Genomic DNA, 24,846 nt, shown 5'->3' on the forward strand with positions numbered 1-24,846 from the left:
ACAAGGATTTTCCCGTTCGTCCTGAGCTTGTCGAAGGATGGACGGGAAAATCCGGGCATCCACCGCGCCAAACCGTTCATGCTTCGACTAGGCTCAGCACGAACGGTTTGGCGGGACAAATTCATTTCGGGAAGTTATTTTTAGCGGAATCCTTAGCACCATGCGGATAGACATCGCCAACCAATCCGCGCTCGGCCGCGCCGATTTGCTGCAAATGCTGGCGGACCATAGGCACGCGGACGACGAACGCTTGATGGCGCTGGCGGAGGTGCTGGGTTTCGAGTTTTCGCCGAAAAGCGTCAATGTAGATCCCGGTGTTGGGACTCTGACCGGAACCGGCTTTGAGAGTCACTTAATCTCAGACGGCGGGGCGGCCCGATTACCGCGCGGCCTGTTCCGGCCCATGCATGCCCAACGCTTGGAACTCGTCGCCAGTTCCGAATACTGGCAAAAGCCGGCGGCGGCCACCGACTACGGCGTATTGAGCGATGCCGACCAAGCGCCCTGGAACGCGGACGCGACCGCGCCGCCGTTTCAGCCCTTGGTGCCGTGGACCCGGCTGTGGCCGCGTCTGCATCAAACCGTCAGCCGGCGTCATTCGGCCGGCTTGGACGTGGCCAGCCTGACCCGGCAATTGGCGCAAGCCAAACCGGTCAGCCGCTTGCCTAGGCAAATCCGCCAATGCTGGCCGGCCAAACTGCATTTGATTCTGGATTTTTCCGACCGGCTGACGCCCTACTGGGACGACTGGCGCTGGCTGGCCGGCCATCTGCAGCCATTGTTGAGAGAGCGATTAAGCGTGTCGCTGCTGTACCGCTCGGATGCGGAACGGCTGCATGTTTGGCCGGCGAGCGGCGGCACGCAAACCAGGCCCTGGCCGAGCGCCGACAGCGGCGAAACCCTGTTGATCGCCAGCGATCTGGGCATGCTCGACGCCATCCGGCCCTCGGCCCGGCACCACTGGCAGCGGCGCTTGCAAGGCTTGCGCCGTCAAGACATCGCCTGTTTGATCGCCGCGCCGCTGGCGCACGGCCAATTGGTCGCGGAAACCGCGAATTTAATGCCGTTGCTTCGCCTCGGCCCCGATAACAGTCTGCGGCCTATCGCCAAATTATCGCCGCAGCATCAAGCCGGCGCGCAGGACGACACCGACCCGGCTTACCGGCTATTGCTGATCTGGCTGGCAATGGCGACCCGCGCCGAACCGGCCTTGCTCAGGGCATTGCGGCTTAGTTTGCCGACGCAGGCCGATAACGCCGGCCTGGAAGGCGCGGTCTGGCTGGACGCTCGCTTGAATACCGCCGCCACCGCCTGCGCGGTCAATGAAATCGCGGCGGCCGAGCTGCAACGGCAGTTTTCCGGGCTTGAACCGGCGTTACAGCAACGCTTGCTGGCGTGTCTGCGCGATTACCATGCCGGCTTGCCGCAAATGATTCATCATGAAGAAACCCTAATGTGGTGCGGCCTGGTGAATGCGGAGTCGGCGGTGCCGGAAACCGAGCACGCCCAAAATGCCCGGCGGTTTTTTCGTAAACTCACCCAAAGCCTGCAAACGCCGGATGGCGACCAGTACCAGCCGGCCGAACGGCATTTGCTGCTGAACATCGCAGACCATCATTTGCAGCACGCCGCCGCCAGCCTGGCCGGCGAGGATTACCTGAACCACTTGTCGGTGGCGGTTAGCCGCCACCGGCTTTTGGATCGCCGGCCCTTGCCGGCCGGTTTGAACGGCGCGGATTGGCTGCAACGTCAACCGCCGATAGCCCCGCTAACCGTCGATCTGCTGTGGCGCCACGACGGGACGCTGGCGATGGTGGACCGGCGGCCCCATGCCCCGGCCGAGCCGGGCCGGCAACGTCTGTTAACCCTGAAACTGGATAGACCGGTCGTGCTGTGGTCGCTGCAATCGGCCGGGCACACCCGGCATTATCGGCCGTGGTATTGGTTGCAACAGCCTTTATTGGCCGATCCGCTGTTGCAAGCGGCCGCAACACCATTTAGCCGCGAAAGTGACCAACAACTTTGGCTGCATACCGGCCGCCGGGAAATCGCGATCCAGCCATTCGTCGCGCCGGCTTGGGCCAGCGAATGGGGCGTGGACGGCTACGGTTTGTACGCCGATTTACAGTTCAATACGGTAACGCAGCGTTTCCGCTGGATAGAGCCGGGTAGTCTTTTGATGGGTTCGCCGGCTTCCGAGCCGGAACGATACGATGACGAAACACAGCATTTGGTGACCTTGAGCCAAGGCTACTGGCTGGCCGACACCGCCTGCACCCAGCAGTTCTGGCAAGCGGTAATGGGCGAAAATCCCAGCCATTTTAACGACGATCCGGTCAAGCCGGTCGAAACGGTCAGTTGGCACGACGTACAAACCTTTATCGAACGGTTGAACCGGCAAATCGGCGGACTGCGGGCGCGGTTGCCCAGCGAAGCCGAATGGGAGTACGCCTGCCGGGCCGGCAGCGAAACCCCGTTCAATTTCGGCGACAACATCAGTCCACGACAAGTCAACTACGACAGCAGTCGCCCTTACCATAACGGCGAAAAGGGCGAATACCGGCAAACCACCGTGGCGGTAAAAAGCCTGCCGGCCAATGCCTGGGGTTTGTACGAAATGCACGGCAATGTCTGGGAATGGTGCCGGGACGCCTGGCGGGAGGACTTGGGCAGCGACGATGTCACCGACCCGCTGTTCGATCCAACGGATCGAGGCGTTGTCCGCGTGTTGCGCGGCGGCAGCTGGGACTTTAACGGCAGGCTCGTACGTTCCGCGATCCGTTTCAGGTTCCAGCCTGGCAGCCGTATCATCAGCATTGGTTTCCGTCTTGCCCTAGGTTGAAGGCGCTTCCGGCCGCTACGCTAGCCACCAGTTACTCGAACAGACCGTATGAGCAACGACCACCACTTATTGCCCGCCAACTTTCCGCCGCCTTGGGCCAGCGCCTGGGGCGAAGATGGGTTCGGCTTGTTTGCCGAGTTGCATTATTCAGGCGTCATTCAGCGTTTCCGCTGGCTGTTGCCGGGCAGTTTTTGGATGGGATCGCCGCCGGACGAGCCGGAGCGCGAGCCTTGGGATGACGCTCAAGAAACTTGGCACCGGGTGAGGCTGAGCCAAGGCTACTGGTTGGCCGATACCGCCTGCACCCAAGCATTGTGGCACGCAGTGATGGGCGAGAATCCCAGCCGTTTTAACGACAATCCCGCCAAGCCGGTCGAAACGGTCAGTTGGCTAGACGTACAAATTTTTATCGAATGGTTAAACCGGCAAATCGGCGGATTGCAGGCCCGGTTGCCCAGCGAAGCCGAATGGGAGTACGCCTGCCGGGCCGGCACCGAAACTCCGTTCAGTTTCGGCGATAACATCAGCCCGCGGCAAGTCAACTACAACGGCCAATTCCCGTATGCTGGCGGTGAAGAAGGCGAATACCGGGCAGCCACGGTGGCGGTAAAACACCTGCCGGCCAATCCCTGGGGCTTGTACGAAATGCACGGCAATGTCTGGGAATGGTGCCGGGACGGCTGGCGGGAGGATTTGGGCAGCGACAATGTCACCGATCCGCTGTTCGATCCAACGGATCGAGACGTTGCCCGCGTGTCGCGCGGCGGCTGCTGGAGCGACCGTGGCGGGTTCGTGCGTTCCGCGATCCGTCGCAGAGACCAGCCTGCCGAGCGCTACTACAACTTCTTCGGTTTCCGTCTTGCCCTAGGTTGAAGGCGCTTCGGGCAGGCAGGCACGAGTCCGGACGGACAGCCGGAGCGGAGCGCAGGCGTTCAGCCGGGCGGCGGTAACGGTGGAGCGGGATGATCGTTATCGCTCGGACTTATCCGCGCTGCGTAATGTAAAGGTCACCGGGCCGTCGTTGGTCAGCGAGACTTGCATGTCGGCGCCGAAGCGGCCGAATTGCGCGCCGGGATGGAGGTCGCGCGCGCGACCTTGCAGATAGGCGAACAAGTCGCGGCCCAGTGCCGGCGGCGCGGCGGCGGTAAAGCTGGGCCGGTTGCCGCTATCGGTGTCGGCCGCCAGCGTGAATTGCGGCACCAACAGCAGGCCGCCGCCGATGTCGCGCAGGCTCAGGTTCATCTTGCCCTGGGCGTCGGCGAAGATCCGGTAGCTTAAAATGCGTTCCAGCAGGCGGTCGGCGCTTTTTCGGGTGTCGGGCTTTTCGACGCCGACCAAGGCCAGGATGCCTGGGCCGATCCGGCCGATTTCGATGCCGTCCACGACCACTTCGGCGTGACGGACGCGTTGGATCACGGTAATCATGGATTTAACAGGGTCAGATACTGGCGGTAATCGCCGGATTCGATGCGGGGTAGTCCGTGGGTTGGCCGGTTGTACAAATAGGCCCAGGCCGGGCGGATACGCTGATTTTGGGTGACTTCGACGATTTCGCGGCGGTACTCGCGCGGTTCGGGAAATTCGGCGGAACATTCCTCGTAGGCATCCAGGCGGGCCAACAGCTCGGCATCGCCGCGTAAATCATGAAGTTCGCCGTGGATCAGGTATTGGCCGTCGCCGGCGACAGCGGCCGGGTAGTCGCCGACATCGTAAAGCGCTCCAGTCAAGCTCGCCGGCCCCAAGGCCGCCGCGCCGCTCAAAACATCCTGGTGGGCGGGACCGCAGCCGGCGCGCAGGGTGCCGTAGACGAAAAGCGGGAGATCGGTTTTAGGCATGGCTCAGGTCTCGTAAACCCGGTCCAGCAAGGTTTTGAACCAACGCGGCCGAAACGCGATGATCCAGATCATCAATATTCCGAACAGCGGCACCGGGCCGATGTCCAGCACGGTTAATATGGCGGCGGCGAACAACAACTTGAAACGTAACCAAGCGGCGCGAGCGCTCATGGGCCTTAGTAACGAATTTCGGTAATGTAGTAGCGGGTTTCTTGCTCGGCATGGCGCACCACGACCTCATCGTCCAGCAGCTTTTTCAGCAGCGCGCGGGCCAGTGGCGAATCCAAGCTGATCAAGCCGCCGGACGTGTCGATTTCGTCGGCGCCGACGATGCGATAAGTCATTTCTTCCCCCTCCATTGTTTCCAAGGTGACCCAGGCGCCGAAAAACACTTGGTCTTGGCGGGCGGGTTTTTCGGCGACCACGGTCAGGCCGGGCAGGCGCTTTTGTAGATAATGTATGCGTCTATCGATTTCACGCAGTTCCTTCTTGCGGTAGATGTACTCCGCGTTCTCCGAGCGATCCCCTTCGGCGGCGGCGGCGGCCAGCGCGGCGGTCACGTGCTTGCGCCGTTCCCAAAGTTGTTTCAGCTCGAGCTCCAAGGTTTGATAGCCGGCGGCGGTGATATACGGCGACGATTTAGGGCGGGGAGGTCTCCAGCGCGACATGTATTTTCGGGGAAAAGGTTATATTATGGCGCCTTCAAATTTTTTCCTATCAAGGCGCTTTATGCAGATTACCAATAATACCGCAGTCTCCTTTCATTATACCTTAACCAACCGGGACGGCGAGCAGCTGGACAGTTCGCGCGGCGAAGCACCGTTGGTTTATTTGCACGGCGCCGGCAACATCATCGCCGGCTTGGAAGCGGCGTTGGCCGGCAAGCAAATCGGCGATAAATTCAACGTCACGATAGCGCCCGATCAGGCTTACGGCGAAATTCAAGAAGAAATGAAGCAAGTCGTGTCGAAAACCATGTTCGGCGACATGGAGGTCGAAGTCGGCATGCAATTTCACGCCGACGTCAATTACGGTTCCGGCGTCATCACCGTGACTGAAATCAACGGCGACGACGTCACGATAGACGGCAATCACCCGCTGGCGGGCGAGGCCTTGACCTTTGACGTCGAAGTGGTCGATGTGCGTCCGGCCACCGCCGACGAAATGTCTCACGGCCATGTTCACGGTGCCGGTTGCAGTCACTAAGTCCATCTTCCAGATAGGCGCCGAGCGATAACACGGGCTTGGCGCCAGTATCCGAATCCCGCCGATCGGCCGGGGTACTTGGTACAACGAGTTACCAGTCTCGTGTTCCCGTAACAGTGTCGGTCGGCGGTATTTCCCGGCCGGCTTGATGGCCCTCTATTCAGTCAACGCGCTTCACGAAACCACGCTTTCGCTTGTTGTCTATACTTCCCTGACACTCATCGTCTTGATAAGGGAGAAGCAGATATGTTGGCGAATTTGAAAATTGCCACGTTATTGGCCTGGAGTCTCAGCGGAGTCGTGATTTTGAACGTCGCGATGGTCGGCGTGACGCATTTCAAGAGCAGCGAAGTGGGCGACGGCGCCAAGTTTATCTCGGAGACGGTGTATCCGACCACGGCGCATGCCAACAACATTCGCATGAACGTGTTGCGCAACTGGGCCAATACCCTGTTACTGGGTGAAACCAGCGATCCCGGCGAGATCGAAGCGATTACCCACGAGATGACCGCCAATAGCGCGAGTATCACCGCCAGCTTCGAGTTTTTGAACGCCGCCGTCGCCGATCCGGCGGACAAGCAATTGCTGGCCGAGACCCTCGCCGCTCGTAAAACCTATACCGACAATCGCAAACAGTACGTCGAGTTGGTGAAGTCCGGAATGGCGGACGAGGCCAAGCGGTATCTGGTCAACACGCTACGCGGCAACATTAGCGAATACGTTCGATTGATCGGCAAACTCGGCGACGCCCAGACCGATAAGATGGATAGGCAAATCGCGGACATGTTGGCGCAATTTGCCGGGTTGAAATGGACTAACCTGGGCTTGGGTTTGGTGGTGGTGTTGTTCTCCCTGACCACCGCAGTGTTCATTGTACGCGGGGTGCTCGGCAAGCTGGGCGGCGAAGCGTTCGAGGTCAGCGACATCGCCAGTCAAATCGCCGCCGGCAATTTAAAGGTCAAGATTCCGGTCAAGCCGGGAGATGCCGCTAGCGTGGTCGCGTCGATGGCCAGCATGCGCGATAAATTGCGCGATATTGTCGGTGCGATCGAGCAAGGTTCGCATCGGGCCGCGCTGGCGGCGCATCGATTGGCGGAGACCGCCGATGAAGTATCGAAGGCTTCTTACGTTCAAAGCGAAGCCGCCAACACGACCGCCGCCGCCGTGCAACAGATGACGGCCAGTATCAGCGAAGTCGCCAACAGCGCCAGTTCCGCCCGCGAAATCAGCCGCCAAACCGAGCAAATTTCCAGCGCGGGCCGCGAGGTGATTTTGCGGGCGGCCTCCGGAATGGCCAACATCGCCGCCGCGGTCGCCGATTCGGCCGCGGCTATCGCCAGCCTGGAACAGCAGTCCAATGAAGTGACTGCCATCGTCAACGTGATTCGCGGCATTGCCGATCAAACCAATTTGCTGGCCTTGAATGCCGCGATTGAAGCGGCTCGGGCCGGCGAGCAGGGGCGGGGGTTCGCGGTGGTCGCCGACGAAGTGCGCAAGTTGGCCGAACGCACCTCGCGTTCGACCTTGGAAATCGCCCAAACCATCGCGAAAATCCAAAGCGGCACCCAAAGCGCGGTGACGACGATGTCGGCGGGAGTGGCACAGGTCGATGCCGGCGCGGACTTGGCCAGACAGGCGGGTTTGTCGATCGACGAGATCGAAAATAGCTCCGCGAACGTTGCGCTACACATTCAACAAATCACCGCCGCGATCCATGAGCAAAACATCGCTTGTTCCGAAATTGCCCGTAACGTCGAGCGCATCGCGCAAATGACGGTAGACAACTCGACAGCCGTCCACAAAACCTCGGATGCCGCTCGGGAGTTGGAGGGTATTTCCGGCGCGCTCGAGAAAACCATTGCCTATTTCCACCTCTAACCGTGAATCGTCTGCCGCCGGCGCGCGCCGAGCGTGGTGCTATCCGTTAAAATCTCGCTTCTGACCGCTGTTTCGGCCGATTCCCGGCCTTTGATAACCGGCGGTAACGGAGAGAATTTGGAAAATTTATTCGAGATTGCCGAACATTGTTTATTCGACGGCGATATCGCCGCCAAGTTAAACCACACACGGCGTGCGAAGCAGCTTTGCGATGCCGGGGCGCTGGCCTTTGACGATACCGGCCGAGTTCTGGCGATGGCCGATACCGTATTTCCGGCTCGGCCTATCCTGGCGATGCCGCGCGACATGCCGCGGCGGCGCTTGGATTCCGATGCTGGCAAGGCGGCATTCTTTCATGCGTTGGCGCATATCGAATTCGTCGCGATTTATCTGGCTTGGGACATGGTCTACCGATTTCGCGGCCTGCCGGCCGATTTTTATCGGGATTGGCTGGCCGTCGCCGCCGAGGAGGCCGAACATTTCGAGATGATTCGCGAGCACATGCGCCGCTATTCGGTGGATTACGGCGATTTGCCCGCGCACCGGGGCTTGTGGACGCATGCGGAGGATACCGTCGGCGATGTGCTGGCCCGTCTGGCCGTGGTGCCGCGTTGCATGGAGGCGCGCGGCCTGGATGTGACGCCGGGCATGATCGCGAAGCTTCAGGCATTGGGCGATGTGCCGGGGGTTGCCGTTCTGACGCAGATTTACCAGGATGAAATCGGCCACGTCGAGCGGGGTTCCTATTGGTTCAAGCGCTTGTCGGCCGAACGCGGACTAAATCCGGAACAGCACTACCAAACCTTGTTATTGACGCATTACCAAGGCAAGCCCAAGGGCCCGTTTAACCGAGAAGTGCGTATAATCGCCGGATTCTCGGATCACGAAATCGATTGGCTGGAGGAGCGCTTGCATGAATAACAAACCGGTTTTTGATTATCCGCTGTTCGCGATGGGCTTTCGGGCGTTTTTCGCGTTGGCGGGTTTATCGGCGCTGGCTTTGATTGGGCTTTGGAACGCGATGTCCAACGGCAATCTGCATGTCGACCACTATTTTCCAGGCACGCTCTGGCATGCTCACGAAATGTTGCTGGGCTACACCTCGGCGGTGATCGCCGGATTTTTGTTGACCGCCGTCGCCAACTGGACCTCGCGGCAGACGGTCAGCCCGGATCAATTGGCATCCTTGAGTTTTCTGTGGTTGTACGGCAGGGTGCTGCCGTTTTATTCCGAATGGCTGCCGGACGTGTTAATCGCGGCGGTCGATTGGAGTTTTCTGCCGGCGTTGACTTACTTTGTCGCTCGACCGATCTTACAAACCCGGCAATATCAACACGGGGTGTTCGTCGCGTTGCTACTGCTGATGGCACTGGCGAATGCCTGGATACACGGCGAAGTGCTGGGCTGGTCTGTCGCCGGAGCCGCGCGGGGGCTGAATTTGATGGCGGGACTGGTGGTCGTGATGATTTTAGTGATCGCCGGCCGGGTGTTCCCGTTTTTTACCGAACGGGGTTTGTCGGGGGTCATCTGCATTCGTAGCCCGGCCTTGGACATCGCGGCAATCTTGGCCGGCGCGGCGGTATTTCTATTATTGTTGATCGGCGTTTCCGGTCTGTTTCTGGCGGCGGCGGCGTTTGCGGCAGCGGTTTTGAGCCTGTTGCGCGTCGGCGGTTGGTACAACCCGCGAATCTGGTATGTGCCGCTGCTGTGGGTGTTGTATATCGGCTACGCTTGGGTGATTGTCGGTTTCGTTCTGGTGGCGCTGTCGGCGTTTGAATGGGTGGCGCCCGCCTTGGCCTTGCATGCATTCACGGTTGGCGGGATCGGGATTTTGACCTTGGGCATGATGGCGAGGGTCGCGCTCGGCCACACCGGACGCGCCTTGAAAGCCTCCAACGTGATTGCGATCGCCTTTATCGCCGTCAATCTGGCGGCCTTGTTCCGGGTGCTGGTCCCTGCACTGGTGCCGACCTGGTACGGCGGCCTGGTGATGGCATCAGCCTATTGTTGGCTGGCGGCGTTTTCGCTGTTTGCGTTTTACTATGCGCCAATATTGACCGCGCCGCGCCTGGACGGCCAGCCGGGTTGAGTGTCGGCGCGCAAGGTTCTTCTTAGTTCGCCGCGCTCGAATTAGGCTATATCAACATCGGCCAGCGAATCGTCGATGTCGTTAGAGTGTAATCCGCTAACCGAGCTTTACCGGGACCCGTGGCTGTTGGCCGTACACAAGCCGGCTGGCTTACTGGTGCATCGCAGTCCCATCGATAAGCACGAAACCGAGTTCGCTCTGCAATATGCACGAGCGATGAACGGCGGCGAGCACGTCTACCCGGTGCATCGGCTGGATCGTCCCACTTCCGGTCTATTAGTGTTCGCTCGCGACCCGAGTACCGCGAGTGTCTTAGGCAAAACGCTGATGGCGGGTCAGGTTTCCAAAACCTATCTGGCGATGGTACGCGGCTGGTTGCCGGAACACGGCTTGATCGATCACCCTTTACGCGACGAGCCGGAAGACCGGCGGCGGAAAGGCGAGTCGCAGCCCGAGCGTGAAGCCCGCACCCGTTACCGGCGCCTGGCGACGACGGAAATCCCGGTTGAGATTGAAGGCCATTCGACGAGTCGCTACAGTCTGGTCGAGTTGTGCCCGGAAACCGGTCGAAAGCATCAATTGCGCCGGCATATGAAACATATCAGTCACCCTATCATCGGCGACGCCAATCACGGCCGAGGCCGCCACAACCGTTATTTCGCCGAGCGTTTCGGTCAAGGGCGATTAATGCTCGCGGCCACCGCGTTGGATTTTCCGCACCCGATTACCGGCGAGCGTCTGCATTTGCAGGCTTCGCCCGAACCGAGCTTTTTGCAAGTGCTGTCGGTGTTTCAAACTTAGGGTACGGATCGGCAGGCCTTTGCTGGAGGCATCGACGGTGGCGATCCGATTCCTTGAAAGAGATCGGTAAAACCGAGGTCTCTCGCACCGAATTGTTTCTGGAGTCCTCGCCTGGATTCCTTTGATAAAGCCTGGTCTTGGATTGGCCTAAGCGGAAAGCGTACTGACCGAGGGGAAGGTCCGTGCCTGCAAGTCGGCACCGAGTTCGCGCTCCGGATGTGGTAGCGCGGCGATGAATGATCAGTTAGCCAAGACCATCACGCCATCCATTTCAACACCGACGCCTCTGGGTAGAGAAGCCACGCCGACAGCGGCGCGGGCGGGGTAGGGTTGGCTGAAATATTCGGCCATGATTTCGTTGACGGTGGCGAAGTTGCCGAGGTCGGTCAAAAAGATGTTGAGTTTGACGATGTCGCCGAGATCGCCGCCGGCGGCTTGGGCGACGGCTTGCAGATTATCGAACACGCGGCGGATTTGGACGGCGACGTCGCCTTCGACCACTTGCATCGTGGCCGGGTCGAGAGCGATCTGGCCGGACAGGTAAACGGTATCGCCGACTTTGACGGCTTGAGAATAGGTGCCGATCGCTTGCGGGGCATTCGGGGTGGAGATGATTTCCTTGCTCATGTTAGGCCTTGATGCGGGTGATTTTTAAAACGATGGAAAGTTTTTTCAGTTTGCGGATGATGTTGGCCAGATGGACCCGGTCGCGCACCGCCAGGATCAGCAGGTCGACCGACACTCGATCGTCCTGGCTGACGACGGTGATGTTTTCGATGTTCGAGTCCATCCCTGATATCGTCGAGGCGATCGTCGCTAGCGAACCGCGTTGGTTCAATAACTCGATGCGGATCTCGGCCGGGAATTCGCCGCTGGCTTCCGGGCTCCATTCCACGTCCAGCCAACTGGTTTGTTTTTTTCTGACTTCGTTGCTGTTGCGGCATTCGTGGTGATGAACGACGATGCCCTTGCCAGGATTGAAGAAGCCGATGATCGGATCGCCGGGGATTGGCCGGCAACATTTGGCCAGGCTGACGACAATGCCTTCGGTGCCTTTGATGATCAGCGGCGTACTGGCCTTGGGCACGTTGTCGTGCAGCTTGACCGCGGCGTTGACGTCGGTTTGGGCGATGTGTTTCGCGACCAGGAACGGCATTTTGTTGCCGAGACCGATGTCTTCCAGCAAGTCGTTCAACGAGTGCTTTTTCAAGACTTGCAACACTTGCAGAATTCGGCTGTTATCGACCTGTTCAAGCTGGATGCCGATGCTTTGCAGTTCTTTTTCCAGCAGGCGGCGACCGAGGTTGATCGCTTCCTGTTGTTTGAAGTTCTTCAGATAGGCGCGAATACAACTGCGGGCCTTGGCGGTCGTGACGTAGTTCAGCCACAACGGGTTGGGGCGGGCCCAGGCGGCGGTGATGACTTCGATGGTCATGCCGTTTTCCAACTTGGTTTGCAGCGGTACCAGCTTTTTGTCGATCCGGGCCGAGATGCAGGCGTTGCCGACGTCGGTATGCACCATATAGGCGAAATCGACGATGGTTGCGCCGCGCGGCAGTTTGATGATCTTGCCCTTGGGCGTAAACACGAAGACTTCTTGCGGAAACAGATCGACCTTGAGGTTGTCGATGAACTCCAGCGAATCGCCGGCGGACTTTTGAATTTCCAGCAGATCGCGCAACCATTCGTTGGCGCGCGCCTGTATCGTCTCGCTTTTATCCTTATCCGACTTGTACAGCCAATGCGCGGCGATCCCGGATTCGGACATGCGATGCATGTCGTGGGTGCGGATCTGAATCTCGATCGGCACGCCGTAGGGTCCTATTAAAATCGTGTGCAACGATTGGTAGCCGTTGGCCTTGGGTAGGGCGATATAGTCCTTGAAGCGGCCGGGCACCGGTTTGTAAAGGTTGTGCACGCAGCCCAACGCCCGATAGCAGTCGTCGACTTGGGCGCAATAAATCCGGAAGGCGTAGACATCGAACACATCGGTGAAGGAGATGCGCTTGTTCAGCATTTTTTGGTAAATGCTGGCGATATTTTTTTCGCGGCCCGCCACGGTGGCGCTAAGACTGCTTTCGTTTAAGCGATTTTGGATCGCGTTTTGGATCGTGTCGATGATTTCCTTACGATTGCCGCGCGATTTTTTGACGGCATTGGAAATCACCGAATAACGGTAAGGGTGGAGCGCCTTGAACCCCAGCGATTCAAGCTGATGGCGGATCTCGTTCATCCCGAGTCGGTTGGCGATCGGGGCGTAGATTTCCAGGGTTTCCTTGGCGATCCGGCGTTTCTTGTCGGAGGGCATATTGCCCATGGTCTGCATGTTATGCAGCCGGTCGGCAAGCTTGACGACAATGACGCGCAAATCCTGAGCCATTGCCAGAAACATTTTGCGGACGTTTTCGGCTTGAGCTTCGGCACGCGAGCGGCTATCGATTTTGGACAATTTGGTGACGCCGTCCACCAGTTCGGCGACTTCGACGCCGAATTGCAGACCGAGTTGTTCCTTGCTGATCGGCGTGTCTTCGATGACATCGTGCAGGATCGCCGCCATGATGCCGTGGACATCCATGTGCATGCTCGCCAGCGTGATCGCCACCGAAACCGGATGACAAATATAGGCTTCGCCGCTACGGCGAAATTGTCCGGAATGTGCCGCCGCACCGTAATGGTAGGCGCGGACGACGTCGTTGACTTGGTCGGCATCGAGATAGCCGCGTAGGCCCTCGCAGAGCTGGTGAAGCAGTTTCTCTTCGGGATGCTCTATCGCGGGTAGGGCCGGGGCGGGTTTGGCGGCTGTCTCGGGCATGGACTTTAGATTTCGATATGGGTTTCCGAAACGTAGCCGGCGCGATGCAGACTGTCGACATTGCTTTCGGATACAAAACCGGCTGCGATCTCGCGCAGGGCCACGACGGTATCTTTGTCTTTACCGCGCGGGACGAACTCGTCCGCGCCTTTTTCCAATTGTCTGGCCCGTTTACTGGCCAGTAATACCAGTTTGAAACGGTTTTCGACATTTTCTAAACAATCTTCAACGGTAACGCGTGCCATGTTTTAACCTTGGTGAGTTTTGTGAGGATGCCTGAGCACTGAGGACGGCTCGATCTTAGGGCCGCGGCCCAAGCGGGGCTTCGATTATAAGATAAAAGGCCGACTTAGCCAATTGTCGAACAGAGTCGCGTAGGCGGGGAAATTCGATAGGCAATAAAAAGCCCGCTAACGCGGGCCCGTCCTGTTGTTGTAATTATTGTTGTTATGGTTGTGGACGCCTGTCTCGAAGACAGTTTAGTTAAGCAGTTACACTAATTATTATTGTTGTTCAGCCTTTATACAGGCCGCTTCCCTCCCCCTAAAGCTACGACCGCTTTGGGTCGCATGCACTCCGTAAAAGGTGGGCGAAGTGTAGTGAAAAAAGTTCCGACTGTCCAACAAAAAATGCGCGATTTCGGGATGGTTGTTTTGCCTCGAAATTATTTGAGAATTACAAGGGTTTGCGATAGATAAGTGCCTGTTAACATTGCTGTTTAGCGTTCTGCTTTGCGAGACTCCTCCTCGCTGATGAAGAAATTCAGGCGTTCGTTGAGGATGGCTTGTAGTTGAAAGCTGAGATCGGTTTCTTGTCTGGCGAGTTTGATTTGGGTCATCGCGGCTTCAGTATCGCCGCTGGCGAAATAATATTCGGCCATGTAGCGGTGGGATTCGGCCGGTTGTTTTAAATCGGCATGGATTTGCGCCAGTAGCTCGTAATAGAAGGGTTGCTGTTTTTGATAATCCGACATTGATTGCAAGACTTGTCGCGCTCTCTCGGGCTGGCTGTTTTTGATCAACGCCCGGGTGAGTTCGATTTTGATCGCGTCGTTGCTGGGAAAGCGCTCGCTGGTTTTGCTTAATAGGTTGCTGGCTTTTTGATAGTCGTGGCTGTCCATTGCGGTTCTAGCCAGCGCGAACGGGTATTGCGGTTGATTCGGATATTGGTCGGTCAATTGCTGAAAGATTTCTGAGGCCTGGGCGAATTCTTGAGCGTCCTGGTGGATCAAGCCGATGCCATAGCGCGCTACCGCCCGCTGTTCCGTCGTGCCCTGCAGTTCCAAGGTCGCGAAGTGCTTTAGCGCCGATTTTTTATCGCTCGCGGTGGTGACCATCAGCTTGGCTTTCGTCAATAGGTAGCCGAGCGAGTCGGGAATTTGCCGATAGGCATAGGTTTCAGCCCTGCCGCGGGTGTCGGCGATCCGGCTTTCGGAGACCGGGTGGGTACGTAAAAACTCAGGTACGCCCTTGCCGTAATAGCGAGTCGATTGCATTAGTTTTTCGAAGAATACCGGCATCGCGCGCGGATCGAAATTGGAATCGGCCAACGTCTGCATGCCGACCCGATCGGCTTCTTTTTCGTGTTCGCGGGTAAAATCGATCTGAAACTGAATATTACCGGCCTGGACCGCCATCAGGGCTGCCTGGCCCATGTTCGGCGATTGAGTGGCGACCAGAATGGCCGCTAACGTCGCGGCGACGGTCGGTATCGACATTTTGCTGGCTTTTTCGATCGAGCGGTATAAATGGCGTTGAGTGACGTGGCCGATCTCGTGAGCCATGACCGACGCCAATTCGCTTTCGGATTCGGTCAAAAGTATTAAGCCGGAATTGACGCCGATGTAGCCGCCGGGGCCGGCAAAGGCGTTGATATCCGGTTCCATGACCACGAAAAAATGGAACGGCGTTGCCGGATTGTCGCTGTGCGCCGCCAATTGCCTGCCAATGTTTTGAATGTACTGCTCGATTTCCAGGTCTTGACTGATTTCCGCCTGAGTGTGCAGATTGCGGAAAAATGCCTCGCCGAATTCCCGTTCCTGGACCGGCGAGATCAGCGCGCCCGCGGAATCACCCATGTCCGGTAGTTGCATTTTTTCGATTTCGATGGCTCCGCCAGAGGCGGTTAACAAAGTCAGGCTTAAGCCGAGAATTAGGGCAGTCAATTTCATGAAGGCTGGGACAGCAAACGGCGGTCAAGGGTTCAATCGCGCAAGGATTCGCGGCAAAGTCGTTAGAGCCGTATTAAAATGCGGCGTATGGTTGAATTTGCCCGGTACATTTTACAGCGTGATGAAATTTGCAGTACAGGTTAATGGTAGTCCTTATTTGGCGAATGGCGGTTTGCACGCGTTTCGGTTTGTGGAAGCGGCATTGGCCCAAGGTCACGAGATCGTTCGGGTATTTTTTTATCGGGATGGTGTCTACCACGCGTTCCGCTACGCCAGTCCGCCCGATGATGAGCGAGCACCGGTCGCGGACTGGAGTCGATTGGCGGAACTGAATGGCATCGATTTGGTGGTTTGCATATCGGCGGCGCAGCGGCGCGGCCTGTTATGCGCGGACGAGGCGCGGCGCCAGGGTAAAAACGACGATGATGTGGCGCCCGGTTTTCGGATTGCCGGCTTGGGGCAATGGCTGGAAGCGACTTTGGTCGCGGACCGTTATTTGACGTTCTAATCGCGATGAAAAAACGTTACTTGTTTATGTTGTCCCAGGCCCCGCATTGCGGTAACGGTGTCCAGGAAGCCTTGGACTTGATCTTAACGACCGCCGCATTCGATCAGACCGTTGGTGTGTTGTTCGTCGATGATGGCGTCTGGCAGGTGGCCGCGGGGCAGCGAGCGAGTGGGCTAGGGTTAAAAGATACGGCGGGAATGTTCGAAGCGCTGGCTTTTTATGGGGTCTCCGACGTGTTTGTCGAACATGAATCCCTGATCGAACGCGGTGTGGAGGTCTTTGTGCCGATAATACCTCTGAAGCCGCTTGGGCGCCGCGATTTGCCCGCGCTTTTCAGCGGCTACGATGTGGTCGTGGGCGGCTAAGGTTCACGTTTCCGATCGTGGATACGCTAGAATTGCTGGAATATCGATTGAATCCTATCTAAAAATTTGAGGACAGAGCGGCCATGGCGGACGAAATTACAGAAAAAAGGCGATATTTTCGGGTCAACGACACGATTAACTTGTTGCACAAAGTCATCGACAAAAATCACGTCAAGGTATTGAGCCATGTGTCCGACGATGTGCTCAGCAACTGTTCGCTCGCGTCCGCGTTGGAAGTGCTTAATCAAGAGGCCAGATTATTGGCGCCGAGATTGGAACGGCGCGATCCGGATCTGTTCGAATATTTGAAGTTGCTGGATACCAAAATCAATTTGATCGCCCAGGTGTTGACCAGCCAGTCCGAGCAATTTTCCGAACACGATACCCGGGAAGTCAGCCTGAGCGCCACCGGTTTGGCGTTTAGCAACGAAACGCCGGTGTCGGAAGGTGAAGTTCTGGAACTGAGAATGTTGCTGACGTCCTGCATGGCGGTCATTGTCGCTTACGCCAGAGTCGTGCACTGCAAGGATATTTCGGCGGATAATCCCGAGCGGCCGTACGCGGTTTGCGTGGAATACATCAACATGAAAGAAGACGACAGGGAGTTATTGATCAAGCATGTGGTTAAAAAACAGCTGCAACAACTACGCGATAAAAACGAAACTTGAAACGGCCTGGGCCCTTAGTTGCGGGACGGTTCATTGATTTCTCCGGTCGATAGACAACTCATTGCCCTTTTGGTCGACGGGCGATTTCATTCAGGTACCGAATTGGCGGGAGCGCTCGGCGTCAGTCGCTCGGCGGTCTGGAAGCATTTGCAAGGGTTGAGCGAGCTGGGTATTGAAATATTGGCCGTGTCGGGTAAGGGTTACCGTTTGGCTACACCTATGGATCTGTTGGACAGTGAGCGAATTTTCGCTTATTTGCACCATCGCGCTTCCGGTCTCTTGACTGGATTGGAGGTCCACGGCCTTATTGCTTCCACCAATACCTACTTACACGAACTTGCCGAACAAGGTGTGCCTGGCGGCCTGGTTTGCCTCGCCGAACGCCAAACAGCCGGCAAGGGGCGGCGTGGTCGGCAATGGGTTTCGCCGTTTGGGCGGAATATTTATTTGTCGATACTATGGCGTTTTCAAGGCGGTCCCGCCGCCATCGCCGGACTGAGTCTGGCGCTGGGCGTAGCGACAATCCAAGCGTTGCGTCAGTTGGGCGCTCACGACGTCGGATTGAAATGGCCTAACGACATCTATTGGCGACAGCGGAAATTGGGCGGTATTTTGATTGAAGTTTCCGGTGAAAGCGACGGACCCTGCCATGCGGTGGCCGGACTAGGATTGAATGTCGATATGTCGGCCAAGCAAGGTGAGGCTATCGATCAGGACTGGGCGGATTTGGTGGCGGTCTTGGGCGGCTCCGCTCGTCCCGATCGCAATCGGGTCAGCGGCGTGTTACTAAATCATTGGCTTCCGGTGTTGGCGGAGTTCGAGCAACGTACCCTGGTCGATTACATCGAAGACTGGCGTGAGGTCGATTGCATGGTGGGAAAAACGGTGGATATTTCAATAGGGAACCTTGAGCATCGCGGAACTGTGGCCGGCATCGACGACCAAGGTTTTCTGTTGCTAACGGATGCGAACGGTGAGCTACGCCGCTTCGCGTCCGGCGAGGTGAGTTTTAGCAAATCGTGATTTTATTGGTCGACCTGGGTAACAGCCGTTTGAAATGGGCATTGGCGGTCGACGGTAAGGTCGGCGACCTCCACGCGGTCGATTATCGACAAGCCGGATTCGCAGCTTGGTTACGGCGGCAATGGCAAACATATGCCACACCCGAGTGTATCGGCGTCGCCGCGGTCGGTGCGCCGGCAGTCCTCGACGATGTCCTGAGCGTGGCGCAATCGTTGTGGCCGGGGGTGGCGATTGTGAAGCCGTTATCGACGGCGAGCTCAGCGGGAGTCGTTAATGCTTACCGCTTTCCCGATAAGCTTGGAATTGATCGATGGCTGGCTTTGCTGGCGGCTCGCCGCGATTATCCGGGGCAATGGTGTATCGTTGACTGCGGGACCGCAATCACGTTGGACTTGCTTTCCGAAGATGGCCGGCATCAGGGTGGTCTGATAGCTCCTGGCGTTAGCCTGATGAAGGGGGTATTGGCGTTTGGTACGGAGGTACTGCCGCTGGTCGAACGGCAAGCGGACTTTGGGCTTGGAATGACTACCGAAGCGGCCATCGGTAGTGGTGTGTTGTCCGCTGCAATCGGGTTGATAGAGGCGACTTTGATCAGGCATCCGCATTACCGATTATTAATGTGCGGCGGCGATGCTGAGCTGTTACAGGGGCTTTTGACGGTGGAGGCCGTCGTCGATGTCAAATTAGTATTAAAGGGTTTGCTGATCTGTTGCGAGGCGGGCCGGAGATGAGGTTTTTTTTTCTGCTATTGTGCTTAGCAAATGCTGTGTGGTTTTTTTGGGAGCTGCATTCTGGTGCTTTCAATGCGCCAATGTCCGGCGATTCGACCGCGCCGCCGATACTACTGGTTTCCGAACGCGAGAATGCCCGGCGGGGAGCGGCGATTTCGGCAATCGTCGACCGCTATTCGCAGCGCTCGCTTGCTTCCGCCACCCAAGAGGTTTCAGCGTTTTTCAGCCAACCGCACGATTTGCAAATCACGCAGCGTGATCCCCAAGCGGAGGACAGCAAGGCTCGAGAAAACCGCGACCGTTCCGGCTGTCTGCGAATCGGACCCTTTGCCGATCGCCTGGAGATGAGGCGTTGGCTGGCTGCGAAATCCTTGACAGCGGTCGATTCCTACAGTGACGAATTCACCGTTCCCGGCGATTTTCAAGTGTACTTTCCGCCTGCTAGGGACGCCGAGCAATTACGCATCAACAAAATGATGCTTAGAGCTAAAGGCTTGACGGATTTTTGGCCGATTCCATCCGGCGATTTGAAAAGCGCATTGTCTCTGGGCGTATTCACCGAAAAATCGCGGGCGATTCTTTACCGCGACCAGCTTGTCAAACTGGGTATTGTGGCGGCCGTACGTCAGCGCAACCGCATTCGGCCGGTTTGGTACGCTCTGATCCGGCAAGGTGTTGTCGATAGGCTTCAAGACGATGCCGTTACCGTTACTGATGTGGATTGCCGTTCGCACCGGATTGGTGAATAAACGGCCTGTTGAACACTAACGTGCGAAATTCTGTTGGTTTTTTTTACATAATCGAATCCTAATGTTTTTAAGTTTTTGATTTTTAACATGTTGAATACATGGTATGCATATTGCAGTAATAAAATTGACATGAGCATTTGGCACGAAGTCACTTGCGCATGTCTCTCTTATGATCGGCATTGTGGATCAATATCGGTTCTAGGAAAGGTTGGCTATTAGGATGGCCTTTTGTTAACGTTAACTATGGGGAAAATCAATGAAGATGATTTTATCTTTCAAAAAATGTTTGGCGGTGTGCCTGTTGATGGTTGCCAACGCTGCTTCTGCAAGCGTTGTGTGGGAACCTACCGACGGTGACATCAATTTTATTACCCTTGCTTCTGTGTTGGGTTTTTCGGGTGCAGAATTCGGCATTTTCGAAGATTCCGCCACATCAAGCAGTGCAATGCCTGTTTTGACATTCACTGGCGGCGCTACTGTTAGCTTTGCGGCTGCTAGCGGTTCCGATTGGACCGTGAGCTTGCTCAGCGATCCTAGCGTTACCGGCACATTGAAAGGCTCAAGTCATTTTCAATTTGGTATGAAAACCAGCGGTGGTACTTGGACCAATGTTAAGAAAGGCTTGGAATTGGTTGACAATTCCTACTTGCTGGCGTTCGGTAGCAAACTGCTGACCGACATCGCATTGGTTACCGACATCGCTCCGTCAACCGTCGTTGACGACAATCCAGTCTCTCAAGTTCCGCTGCCGGCTTCCATTTGGATGCTGACCAGCGCATTGTTGGGCTTGTTGTACACTGGCCGCCGTAAATCGGTCGTGAATGCCTAATTAGCTAATTTTTAGGTAGGATTGGAAACCGGGGCCGCGTTAGCGGCCCCGGTTTTTTTTCGCGCGTCGGTTTTTGGATTTTGCAATTCGAACGGGTAGACTGGCACGGTCAGCCCTTTGATGCAGTGCTAATGCCGCCATGATCAGGCTGGTGCCGACGACGGTTTTCATCGTGATCGGTTCGCGGTTGGCCAGATAACCCAGTAATAACGACAATACCGGTGTCATCAGGTTCATCATGGCCACGTCGGTGGCCGGCAGTTGTCCAAGCACGTAGTAATACAAGGCAAATCCCAGCGTCGTTGCCACAACACCGAGATAGACGATCGCATATAGAGTTTGCGGCTGAATTTGTGTCGGTAGGGCGCCGTCGTCCAATATTAGCCAGGTCAACCAGTATAAAGGCACCGAAATCAGCAATCCGCCGGTGATCTGCTGCACCGACGGTAGTTTGGCGTCGATTTGCTTAACCCAGACCGCGCTAGCCGCGTGAATAAAGGTTGCCAGCAATATGCCGAGCGTGCCTTGAATGGCCATTGGATGCAATTCCCTTGCGGAGCTGAACATCACGGCCAAACCAAAAGCGCCTAGGCTGTAAGCCGCTAGTTTTCGCCAACCTAGGCTGCGCTCCTTTAGGTAAGCGGCAGCCATGAACGCCGTTATGAATGGGCCGAGGCCGAAAATGACCGAGATCCAGCCTGACGGTACGAAACGCGCCGACCAATAGGTGATCAACATACTGGCATAAATCTGCATCGAAACGGCTAAATAGGTGCGTAGCGCTAGCCGGTGACAAGGCAAGCCTTTCCGACGCAGTAATAACAGAACCAGCAGGCAGGCCAAACCAATGGACATCCGGCCGGTCGCGCCAAACACGTAGCTGACACCAATGCTGCTCCATTTTATCGCCAGTGGTGTCGTGGTCCAGATCAGGACGACCCCGAAATAGGCTAGCGCGAGCTGTGGCTTCAACTCGGATGCTGTCGGTTGGCGACCAGCTGCTCAACGACAGCCGGATCGGCTAGCGTGGAGGTGTCGCCCAAATCGCTGAACTCGTTGGCGGCAATCTTGCGCAAGATACGTCGCATGATCTTACCGGAGCGCGTTTTGGGCAGTCCCGGCGACCATTGAATCGCATCGGGTAGTGCAATCGCGCTGACTTCTTCGCGGACCAAATTCTTCAGTTCCGCTTTCAGGGTCTCGTTGCCTTCGACGCCGACATTCAAAGTCACGTAAGCGTAAATTCCTTGACCCTTGATTGGGTGCGGAAAACCGACGACCGCCGCTTCGGCGACCTGGTCGTGTAGGACCAGCGCGCTTTCGATTTCGGCAGTGCCCAGGCGGTGGCCGGAAACGTTTAATACGTCGTCGATACGGCCGGTAATCCAGTAATAGCCGTCGGCGTCGCGGCGGGCGCCGTCGCCGGCGAAATAGTAACCGGGAAATTTGCTGAAATAGGTATCGACGAAGCGTTGATGGTCGCCGTAGACGCTACGGGCTTGACCCGGCCATGGAAAGGTCAATACCAGTATGCCTTCCGCTTCGCCGTCCAGCGGATGGCCTTCGGGATCCAAGATGGCCGGTTGAATACCAAAGAACGGGAGGGTTGCCGAACCGGGTTTCAATGCGGTCGCGCCGGGCAGAGGCGTAATCAGAATGCCGCCCGTCTCGGTTTGCCACCAAGTGTCGACGACGGGGCAGCGTTGATCGCCGACTACGCGGTAATACCATTCCCAGGCTTCGGGGTTGATGGGTTCGCCGACGCTGCCCAGTACGCGCAAGGAGTCGCGGCCAGTACGCTGAACGTAGGCATCGCCTTGCGCCATCAGTGCGCGTATCGCGGTCGGCGCGGTATAAAAAATGTTGACCCGGTGCTTATCGATGACTTGCCAGAAGCGATCGGGTTCGGGGTAGGTTGGGACCCCCTCGAACATCAACGTGGTCGCGCCGTTGCAAAGTGGGCCGTACAGTACGTAGGAATGCCCGGTGATCCAGCCTATGTCGGCCGTACACCAATAAACGTCGCCTTCCCGATAGTCGAACACATACTTGTGGGTCATCGCGGCATACAGTAAATAACCGCCGGTTGTGTGCAAAACGCCCTTGGGCAGGCCGGTCGATCCAGATGTATAGAGAATGAACAGCGGATCCTCGGCGTCCATTAACTCCGGCTCGCAGGTCTCGTCGGCACTCTGCATCGCTTCGTGGTAGCAGACGTCGCGGCCGTCGCTCCACGGGATATCGTGACCGGTATGTTTGATGACGACGACGGTTCGCAGGTTCGGGCACTGCTTGGCGGCCTTGTCGACGTTGAGTTTGGAATGGACGATTTTGCCGCCCCGGTAGCTCTCGTCGGCGCAGATCAAAAACCGGCAGTCGGCGTCGAGTATTCGATCGCGCAGGGCGTCGGCGGAGAAGCCGCCGAACACAATGGAATGAATCGCGCCGATCCGGGCGCAGGCCAAAATCACGACGGCGGCCTCGGCGATCATCGGCAGATAAATACAAACCCGGTCGCCTTTACCGACGCCGTGCGATTTCATCACGTTCGCAAATTTGCAAACTTGGTGGTGTAGTTCCCGGTAAGTCAGGGTGCTGTGGTGGCTCGGATCGTCACCTTCCCAGATGATGGCGATTTGGTCGCCGCGAGTGGCTAGATGCCGATCCAGGCAATTGACTGTGACATTCAGCTTGCCGCCGATGAACCACTGAATTTCGCCGCGCGGGTAATCGTGAGCCAGTACGCTATCCCAACGGCGCTCCCAATCCAAAAATTGTTCCGCCTGCTCGGACCAGAAAGCTTCCGGATCGTCTATCGACCGACGATACATTTCATGGTAGCGGACGGTGTCGATATGGGCGCCGGCGGCGATGGCCGGGATCACCGGATACAGTTTCTGGTCGGACATCTTCATCTCCTTTTTTAATAATCGTGGGCGACAGGTTGGCTAATTCGGGCGACGCCGCTGAGTTGCGCCGGTTGCCAATGGCGGATTCCCCAGTCGAGTAAATCCGCGATCGAAGCATTACGCAACGACGGGGGGGGCGCTTGGTTCAGCAAGCATAGCAACCGATATAAGGTGCGAGCGCCCGAGTGGGTGCTGACGGCGGCGGCACGGCTTTGCTTGCTGAGTTTTTGGCCGTTACCGTCGACGATGACGGGGATGTGCGCGTACGTTGGCGGAGCTTGCCCGAATAGCTGGTACAAATAACACTGCCTGGGCGTGGAGTCCAATAAATCGTAACCCCGCACGACATGGTTGACCCCTTGCCGACAATCATCGACGATCACCGCCAATTGATAGGCGAAAATCCGGTCCTTACGTAGGACGACGAAATCGCCGACCTGTTCGGCCAGATTTTGCCGCATCGGCCCTTGCAAGCGATCGATAAAGCGGACGTCTTGGTTCGGGCAGGCGAGCCTCAACGCATGAGCTTGGCTGGGATCGGGATTCTGATTTCGACAATAGCCTGGATAGCGATCCGGCGAGTCGGCCAATTTGGCGCGACTGCAAATGCAGCGATAAATCAGGCCTCGCTCGCGGAGCCGTTCGATCGCGGCGGCGTATTCGTCCAGATGTTGGCTTTGGAAGGCGATTTCGTCATCCCATTGCAGCCCGAACCCGAATAATGTGTCGATGATACGTTCGGCGGCACCGGCTACGTTACGCGGTGTATCGAGATCGTCGATTCGCAGCAACCAGCGACCGCCGTGGCTGCGGGCATCCAGAAAGCTGGCCAGCGCGGTGTAGAGCGAGCCGAGATGAAGTGGGCCGGTGGGCGAGGGCGCGAACCGGCCGATGTAGCGTACCGAATCGGGTTGTGCAATCAACCCAGTTGTTTCTCGCGGATTTCGTCCAGGGTTTTGCAATCGATGCACAGGGTCGCGGTCGGGCGGGCTTCCAGACGGCGGATGCCGATCTCAATGCCGCAGGTTTCGCAATAACCGTAATTGCCGGATTCGATTTCCTTCAAGGCTTCATCGATCTTCTTAATTAATTTGCGCTCTCGGTCGCGGGTGCGCAATTCCAGGCTGAATTCGGATTCCTGGGTCGCTCTATCGTTGGGATCGGGGAAATTGGCGGCTTCGTCCTGCATATGCGTGACCGTGCGGTCAACTTCCTTCATCAGGTCGGATTTCCATTTGTTCAAAATCGCAGCAAAGTGCTTGAGCTGCGCTTCGTTCATGTACTCTTCGCCATCTTTTTCCTCGTAAGGTTTAAAAGAATATTCTGACGTAGCAGGTTGAGAATTGTTCATCCAATGACTCCTGGCGGACTGAAAAAATCGGGGCTTTTTATCAGAATAGCCAGGGGCAAGCAAGAAGTTTGTTATGATGC

At 57.0% G+C, this 24,846-nt stretch carries 26 protein-coding genes; 14 read left to right on the plus strand and 12 right to left on the minus strand.

Annotated elements, in window-relative coordinates; genetic code table 11:
- Positions 1 to 160 precede the first annotated feature (160 nt).
- Together ACQE3E_RS10740 and ACQE3E_RS10745 are read left to right on the plus strand one after the other, a co-directional pair.
- Positions 161 to 2,842, plus strand: a complete 2,682-nt coding sequence (locus ACQE3E_RS10740; RefSeq protein WP_313728032.1) for a formylglycine-generating enzyme family protein — start codon at positions 161 to 163, stop codon at positions 2,840 to 2,842.
- 48 nt (positions 2,843 to 2,890) lie between these two features.
- The gene (locus ACQE3E_RS10745; RefSeq protein ID WP_313728031.1) at positions 2,891 to 3,715 is read left to right on the plus strand and encodes a formylglycine-generating enzyme family protein; all 825 of its coding nucleotides are present in this window, start codon (positions 2,891 to 2,893) and stop codon (positions 3,713 to 3,715) included.
- A gap of 96 nt (positions 3,716 to 3,811) precedes the next feature.
- Here ACQE3E_RS10745 and dtd read toward each other — a convergent pair whose 3' ends face one another.
- From dtd to greB, 4 genes are read right to left on the minus strand one after another with little or no spacing between them, the layout of a single operon-like run.
- A complete protein-coding gene (gene dtd, locus ACQE3E_RS10750) occupies positions 3,812 to 4,267 on the minus strand; it encodes a D-aminoacyl-tRNA deacylase (protein WP_313728030.1) in 456 nt (151 codons plus the stop codon).
- Positions 4,264 to 4,677: a gamma-glutamylcyclotransferase family protein gene (locus tag ACQE3E_RS10755; RefSeq protein ID WP_313728029.1), complete on the minus strand. Its 414-nt coding sequence runs from the start codon at positions 4,675 to 4,677 to the stop codon at positions 4,264 to 4,266. The genes dtd and ACQE3E_RS10755 overlap by 4 nt, the downstream gene beginning before the upstream one ends.
- 3 nt (positions 4,678 to 4,680) lie before the next feature.
- Positions 4,681 to 4,848 (minus strand): hypothetical protein, encoded by a 168-nt coding sequence (locus ACQE3E_RS10760; RefSeq protein ID WP_281023158.1) that lies wholly within the window; start codon positions 4,846 to 4,848, stop codon positions 4,681 to 4,683.
- 5 nt (positions 4,849 to 4,853) lie between these two features.
- Positions 4,854 to 5,345 carry a transcription elongation factor GreB gene (gene greB / locus ACQE3E_RS10765; protein ID WP_168030642.1) on the minus strand — a complete coding sequence of 164 codons (492 nt, stop codon included), beginning with the start codon at positions 5,343 to 5,345 and terminating at the stop codon, positions 4,854 to 4,856.
- 61 nt (positions 5,346 to 5,406) lie between these two features.
- Between greB and ACQE3E_RS10770 the strand changes: the two genes are divergently transcribed.
- The 5 genes from ACQE3E_RS10770 to ACQE3E_RS10790 all read left to right on the plus strand — a co-directional run bounded on the left by ACQE3E_RS10770 (position 5,407) and on the right by ACQE3E_RS10790 (position 10,651).
- The gene (locus ACQE3E_RS10770) at positions 5,407 to 5,883 is read left to right on the plus strand and encodes an FKBP-type peptidyl-prolyl cis-trans isomerase (protein WP_313728028.1); all 477 of its coding nucleotides are present in this window, start codon (positions 5,407 to 5,409) and stop codon (positions 5,881 to 5,883) included.
- A 246-nt stretch (positions 5,884 to 6,129) separates the two neighbouring features.
- Complete coding sequence (locus tag ACQE3E_RS10775) at positions 6,130 to 7,761, plus strand: methyl-accepting chemotaxis protein (RefSeq protein WP_064031793.1); 1,632 nt, start codon at positions 6,130 to 6,132, stop codon at positions 7,759 to 7,761.
- A gap of 117 nt (positions 7,762 to 7,878) precedes the next feature.
- Positions 7,879 to 8,682: a ferritin-like domain-containing protein gene (locus ACQE3E_RS10780; RefSeq protein ID WP_064031809.1), complete on the plus strand. Its 804-nt coding sequence runs from the start codon at positions 7,879 to 7,881 to the stop codon at positions 8,680 to 8,682.
- Entirely contained in the window at positions 8,675 to 9,850 is a 1,176-nt protein-coding gene (locus ACQE3E_RS10785; RefSeq protein WP_064031792.1) for an NnrS family protein, read from the plus strand. The genes ACQE3E_RS10780 and ACQE3E_RS10785 overlap by 8 nt, the downstream gene beginning before the upstream one ends.
- 75 nt (positions 9,851 to 9,925) lie before the next feature.
- Positions 9,926 to 10,651 (plus strand): pseudouridine synthase, encoded by a 726-nt coding sequence (locus ACQE3E_RS10790; RefSeq protein WP_064031791.1) that lies wholly within the window; start codon positions 9,926 to 9,928, stop codon positions 10,649 to 10,651.
- A 240-nt stretch (positions 10,652 to 10,891) separates the two neighbouring features.
- Here the strand turns inward: ACQE3E_RS10790 and ACQE3E_RS10795 are convergent, their stop codons facing one another.
- The 4 genes from ACQE3E_RS10795 to ACQE3E_RS10810 all read right to left on the minus strand — a co-directional run bounded on the left by ACQE3E_RS10795 (position 10,892) and on the right by ACQE3E_RS10810 (position 15,633).
- Complete coding sequence (locus ACQE3E_RS10795; RefSeq protein ID WP_064031790.1) at positions 10,892 to 11,278, minus strand: RidA family protein; 387 nt, start codon at positions 11,276 to 11,278, stop codon at positions 10,892 to 10,894.
- Between the two features lies 1 nt (position 11,279).
- Entirely contained in the window at positions 11,280 to 13,463 is a 2,184-nt protein-coding gene (locus ACQE3E_RS10800; protein ID WP_064031789.1) for a RelA/SpoT family protein, read from the minus strand.
- A gap of 5 nt (positions 13,464 to 13,468) precedes the next feature.
- Positions 13,469 to 13,708, minus strand: coding sequence for a DNA-directed RNA polymerase subunit omega (gene rpoZ / locus ACQE3E_RS10805; protein WP_064031788.1), 240 nt, complete (start codon positions 13,706 to 13,708; stop codon positions 13,469 to 13,471).
- A 473-nt stretch (positions 13,709 to 14,181) separates the two neighbouring features.
- Positions 14,182 to 15,633, minus strand: a complete 1,452-nt coding sequence (locus ACQE3E_RS10810) for a M48 family metalloprotease (protein ID WP_281023162.1) — start codon at positions 15,631 to 15,633, stop codon at positions 14,182 to 14,184.
- A gap of 121 nt (positions 15,634 to 15,754) precedes the next feature.
- Here ACQE3E_RS10810 and tusD point away from each other — a divergent pair, with 121 nt between their 5' ends.
- The 7 genes from tusD to ACQE3E_RS10845 all read left to right on the plus strand — a co-directional run bounded on the left by tusD (position 15,755) and on the right by ACQE3E_RS10845 (position 20,506).
- Positions 15,755 to 16,141 carry a sulfurtransferase complex subunit TusD gene (gene tusD / locus ACQE3E_RS10815; RefSeq protein ID WP_281023163.1) on the plus strand — a complete coding sequence of 129 codons (387 nt, stop codon included), beginning with the start codon at positions 15,755 to 15,757 and terminating at the stop codon, positions 16,139 to 16,141.
- A 5-nt stretch (positions 16,142 to 16,146) separates the two neighbouring features.
- On the plus strand, positions 16,147 to 16,506 hold the full coding sequence (gene tusC / locus ACQE3E_RS10820) for a sulfurtransferase complex subunit TusC (protein ID WP_168030653.1): 360 nt from the start codon (positions 16,147 to 16,149) through the stop codon (positions 16,504 to 16,506).
- Positions 16,507 to 16,589: 83 nt separating this feature from the next.
- Entirely contained in the window at positions 16,590 to 17,174 is a 585-nt protein-coding gene (locus ACQE3E_RS10825; protein ID WP_064031785.1) for a PilZ domain-containing protein, read from the plus strand.
- A 33-nt stretch (positions 17,175 to 17,207) separates the two neighbouring features.
- On the plus strand, positions 17,208 to 18,197 hold the full coding sequence (gene birA, locus ACQE3E_RS10830) for a bifunctional biotin--[acetyl-CoA-carboxylase] ligase/biotin operon repressor BirA (RefSeq protein WP_427501615.1): 990 nt from the start codon (positions 17,208 to 17,210) through the stop codon (positions 18,195 to 18,197).
- Positions 18,194 to 18,928: a type III pantothenate kinase gene (locus ACQE3E_RS10835; protein WP_313728025.1), complete on the plus strand. Its 735-nt coding sequence runs from the start codon at positions 18,194 to 18,196 to the stop codon at positions 18,926 to 18,928. Before birA ends, ACQE3E_RS10835 begins: the two co-directional genes overlap by 4 nt.
- An 80-nt stretch (positions 18,929 to 19,008) precedes the next feature.
- Positions 19,009 to 19,677 carry a hypothetical protein gene (locus tag ACQE3E_RS10840; protein WP_427501616.1) on the plus strand — a complete coding sequence of 223 codons (669 nt, stop codon included), beginning with the start codon at positions 19,009 to 19,011 and terminating at the stop codon, positions 19,675 to 19,677.
- A 256-nt stretch (positions 19,678 to 19,933) separates the two neighbouring features.
- Positions 19,934 to 20,506 carry a hypothetical protein gene (locus ACQE3E_RS10845; protein WP_064031782.1) on the plus strand — a complete coding sequence of 191 codons (573 nt, stop codon included), beginning with the start codon at positions 19,934 to 19,936 and terminating at the stop codon, positions 20,504 to 20,506.
- Between the two features lie 39 nt (positions 20,507 to 20,545).
- On the opposite strand, the gene ACQE3E_RS10850 is transcribed toward ACQE3E_RS10845, so the two are convergent.
- The 4 genes from ACQE3E_RS10850 to dksA are packed head-to-tail and all read right to left on the minus strand — an operon-like array spanning position 20,546 to position 24,766.
- Positions 20,546 to 21,478, minus strand: coding sequence for a DMT family transporter (locus tag ACQE3E_RS10850; RefSeq protein ID WP_313728022.1), 933 nt, complete (start codon positions 21,476 to 21,478; stop codon positions 20,546 to 20,548).
- Complete coding sequence (gene acs, locus ACQE3E_RS10855; RefSeq protein ID WP_313728021.1) at positions 21,475 to 23,415, minus strand: acetate--CoA ligase; 1,941 nt, start codon at positions 23,413 to 23,415, stop codon at positions 21,475 to 21,477. The genes ACQE3E_RS10850 and acs overlap by 4 nt, the downstream gene beginning before the upstream one ends.
- Before the next feature lie 14 nt (positions 23,416 to 23,429).
- Positions 23,430 to 24,338: a tRNA glutamyl-Q(34) synthetase GluQRS gene (gene gluQRS, locus ACQE3E_RS10860; protein ID WP_313728020.1), complete on the minus strand. Its 909-nt coding sequence runs from the start codon at positions 24,336 to 24,338 to the stop codon at positions 23,430 to 23,432.
- Entirely contained in the window at positions 24,335 to 24,766 is a 432-nt protein-coding gene (dksA, locus tag ACQE3E_RS10865; RefSeq protein ID WP_064031780.1) for an RNA polymerase-binding protein DksA, read from the minus strand. Before dksA ends, gluQRS begins: the two co-directional genes overlap by 4 nt.
- Positions 24,767 to 24,846: the final 80 nt, after the last annotated feature.

This window comes from Methylomonas sp. MED-D (assembly GCF_050276835.1).
Classification (GTDB): Bacteria; Pseudomonadota; Gammaproteobacteria; order Methylococcales; family Methylomonadaceae; genus Methylomonas; species Methylomonas koyamae_A.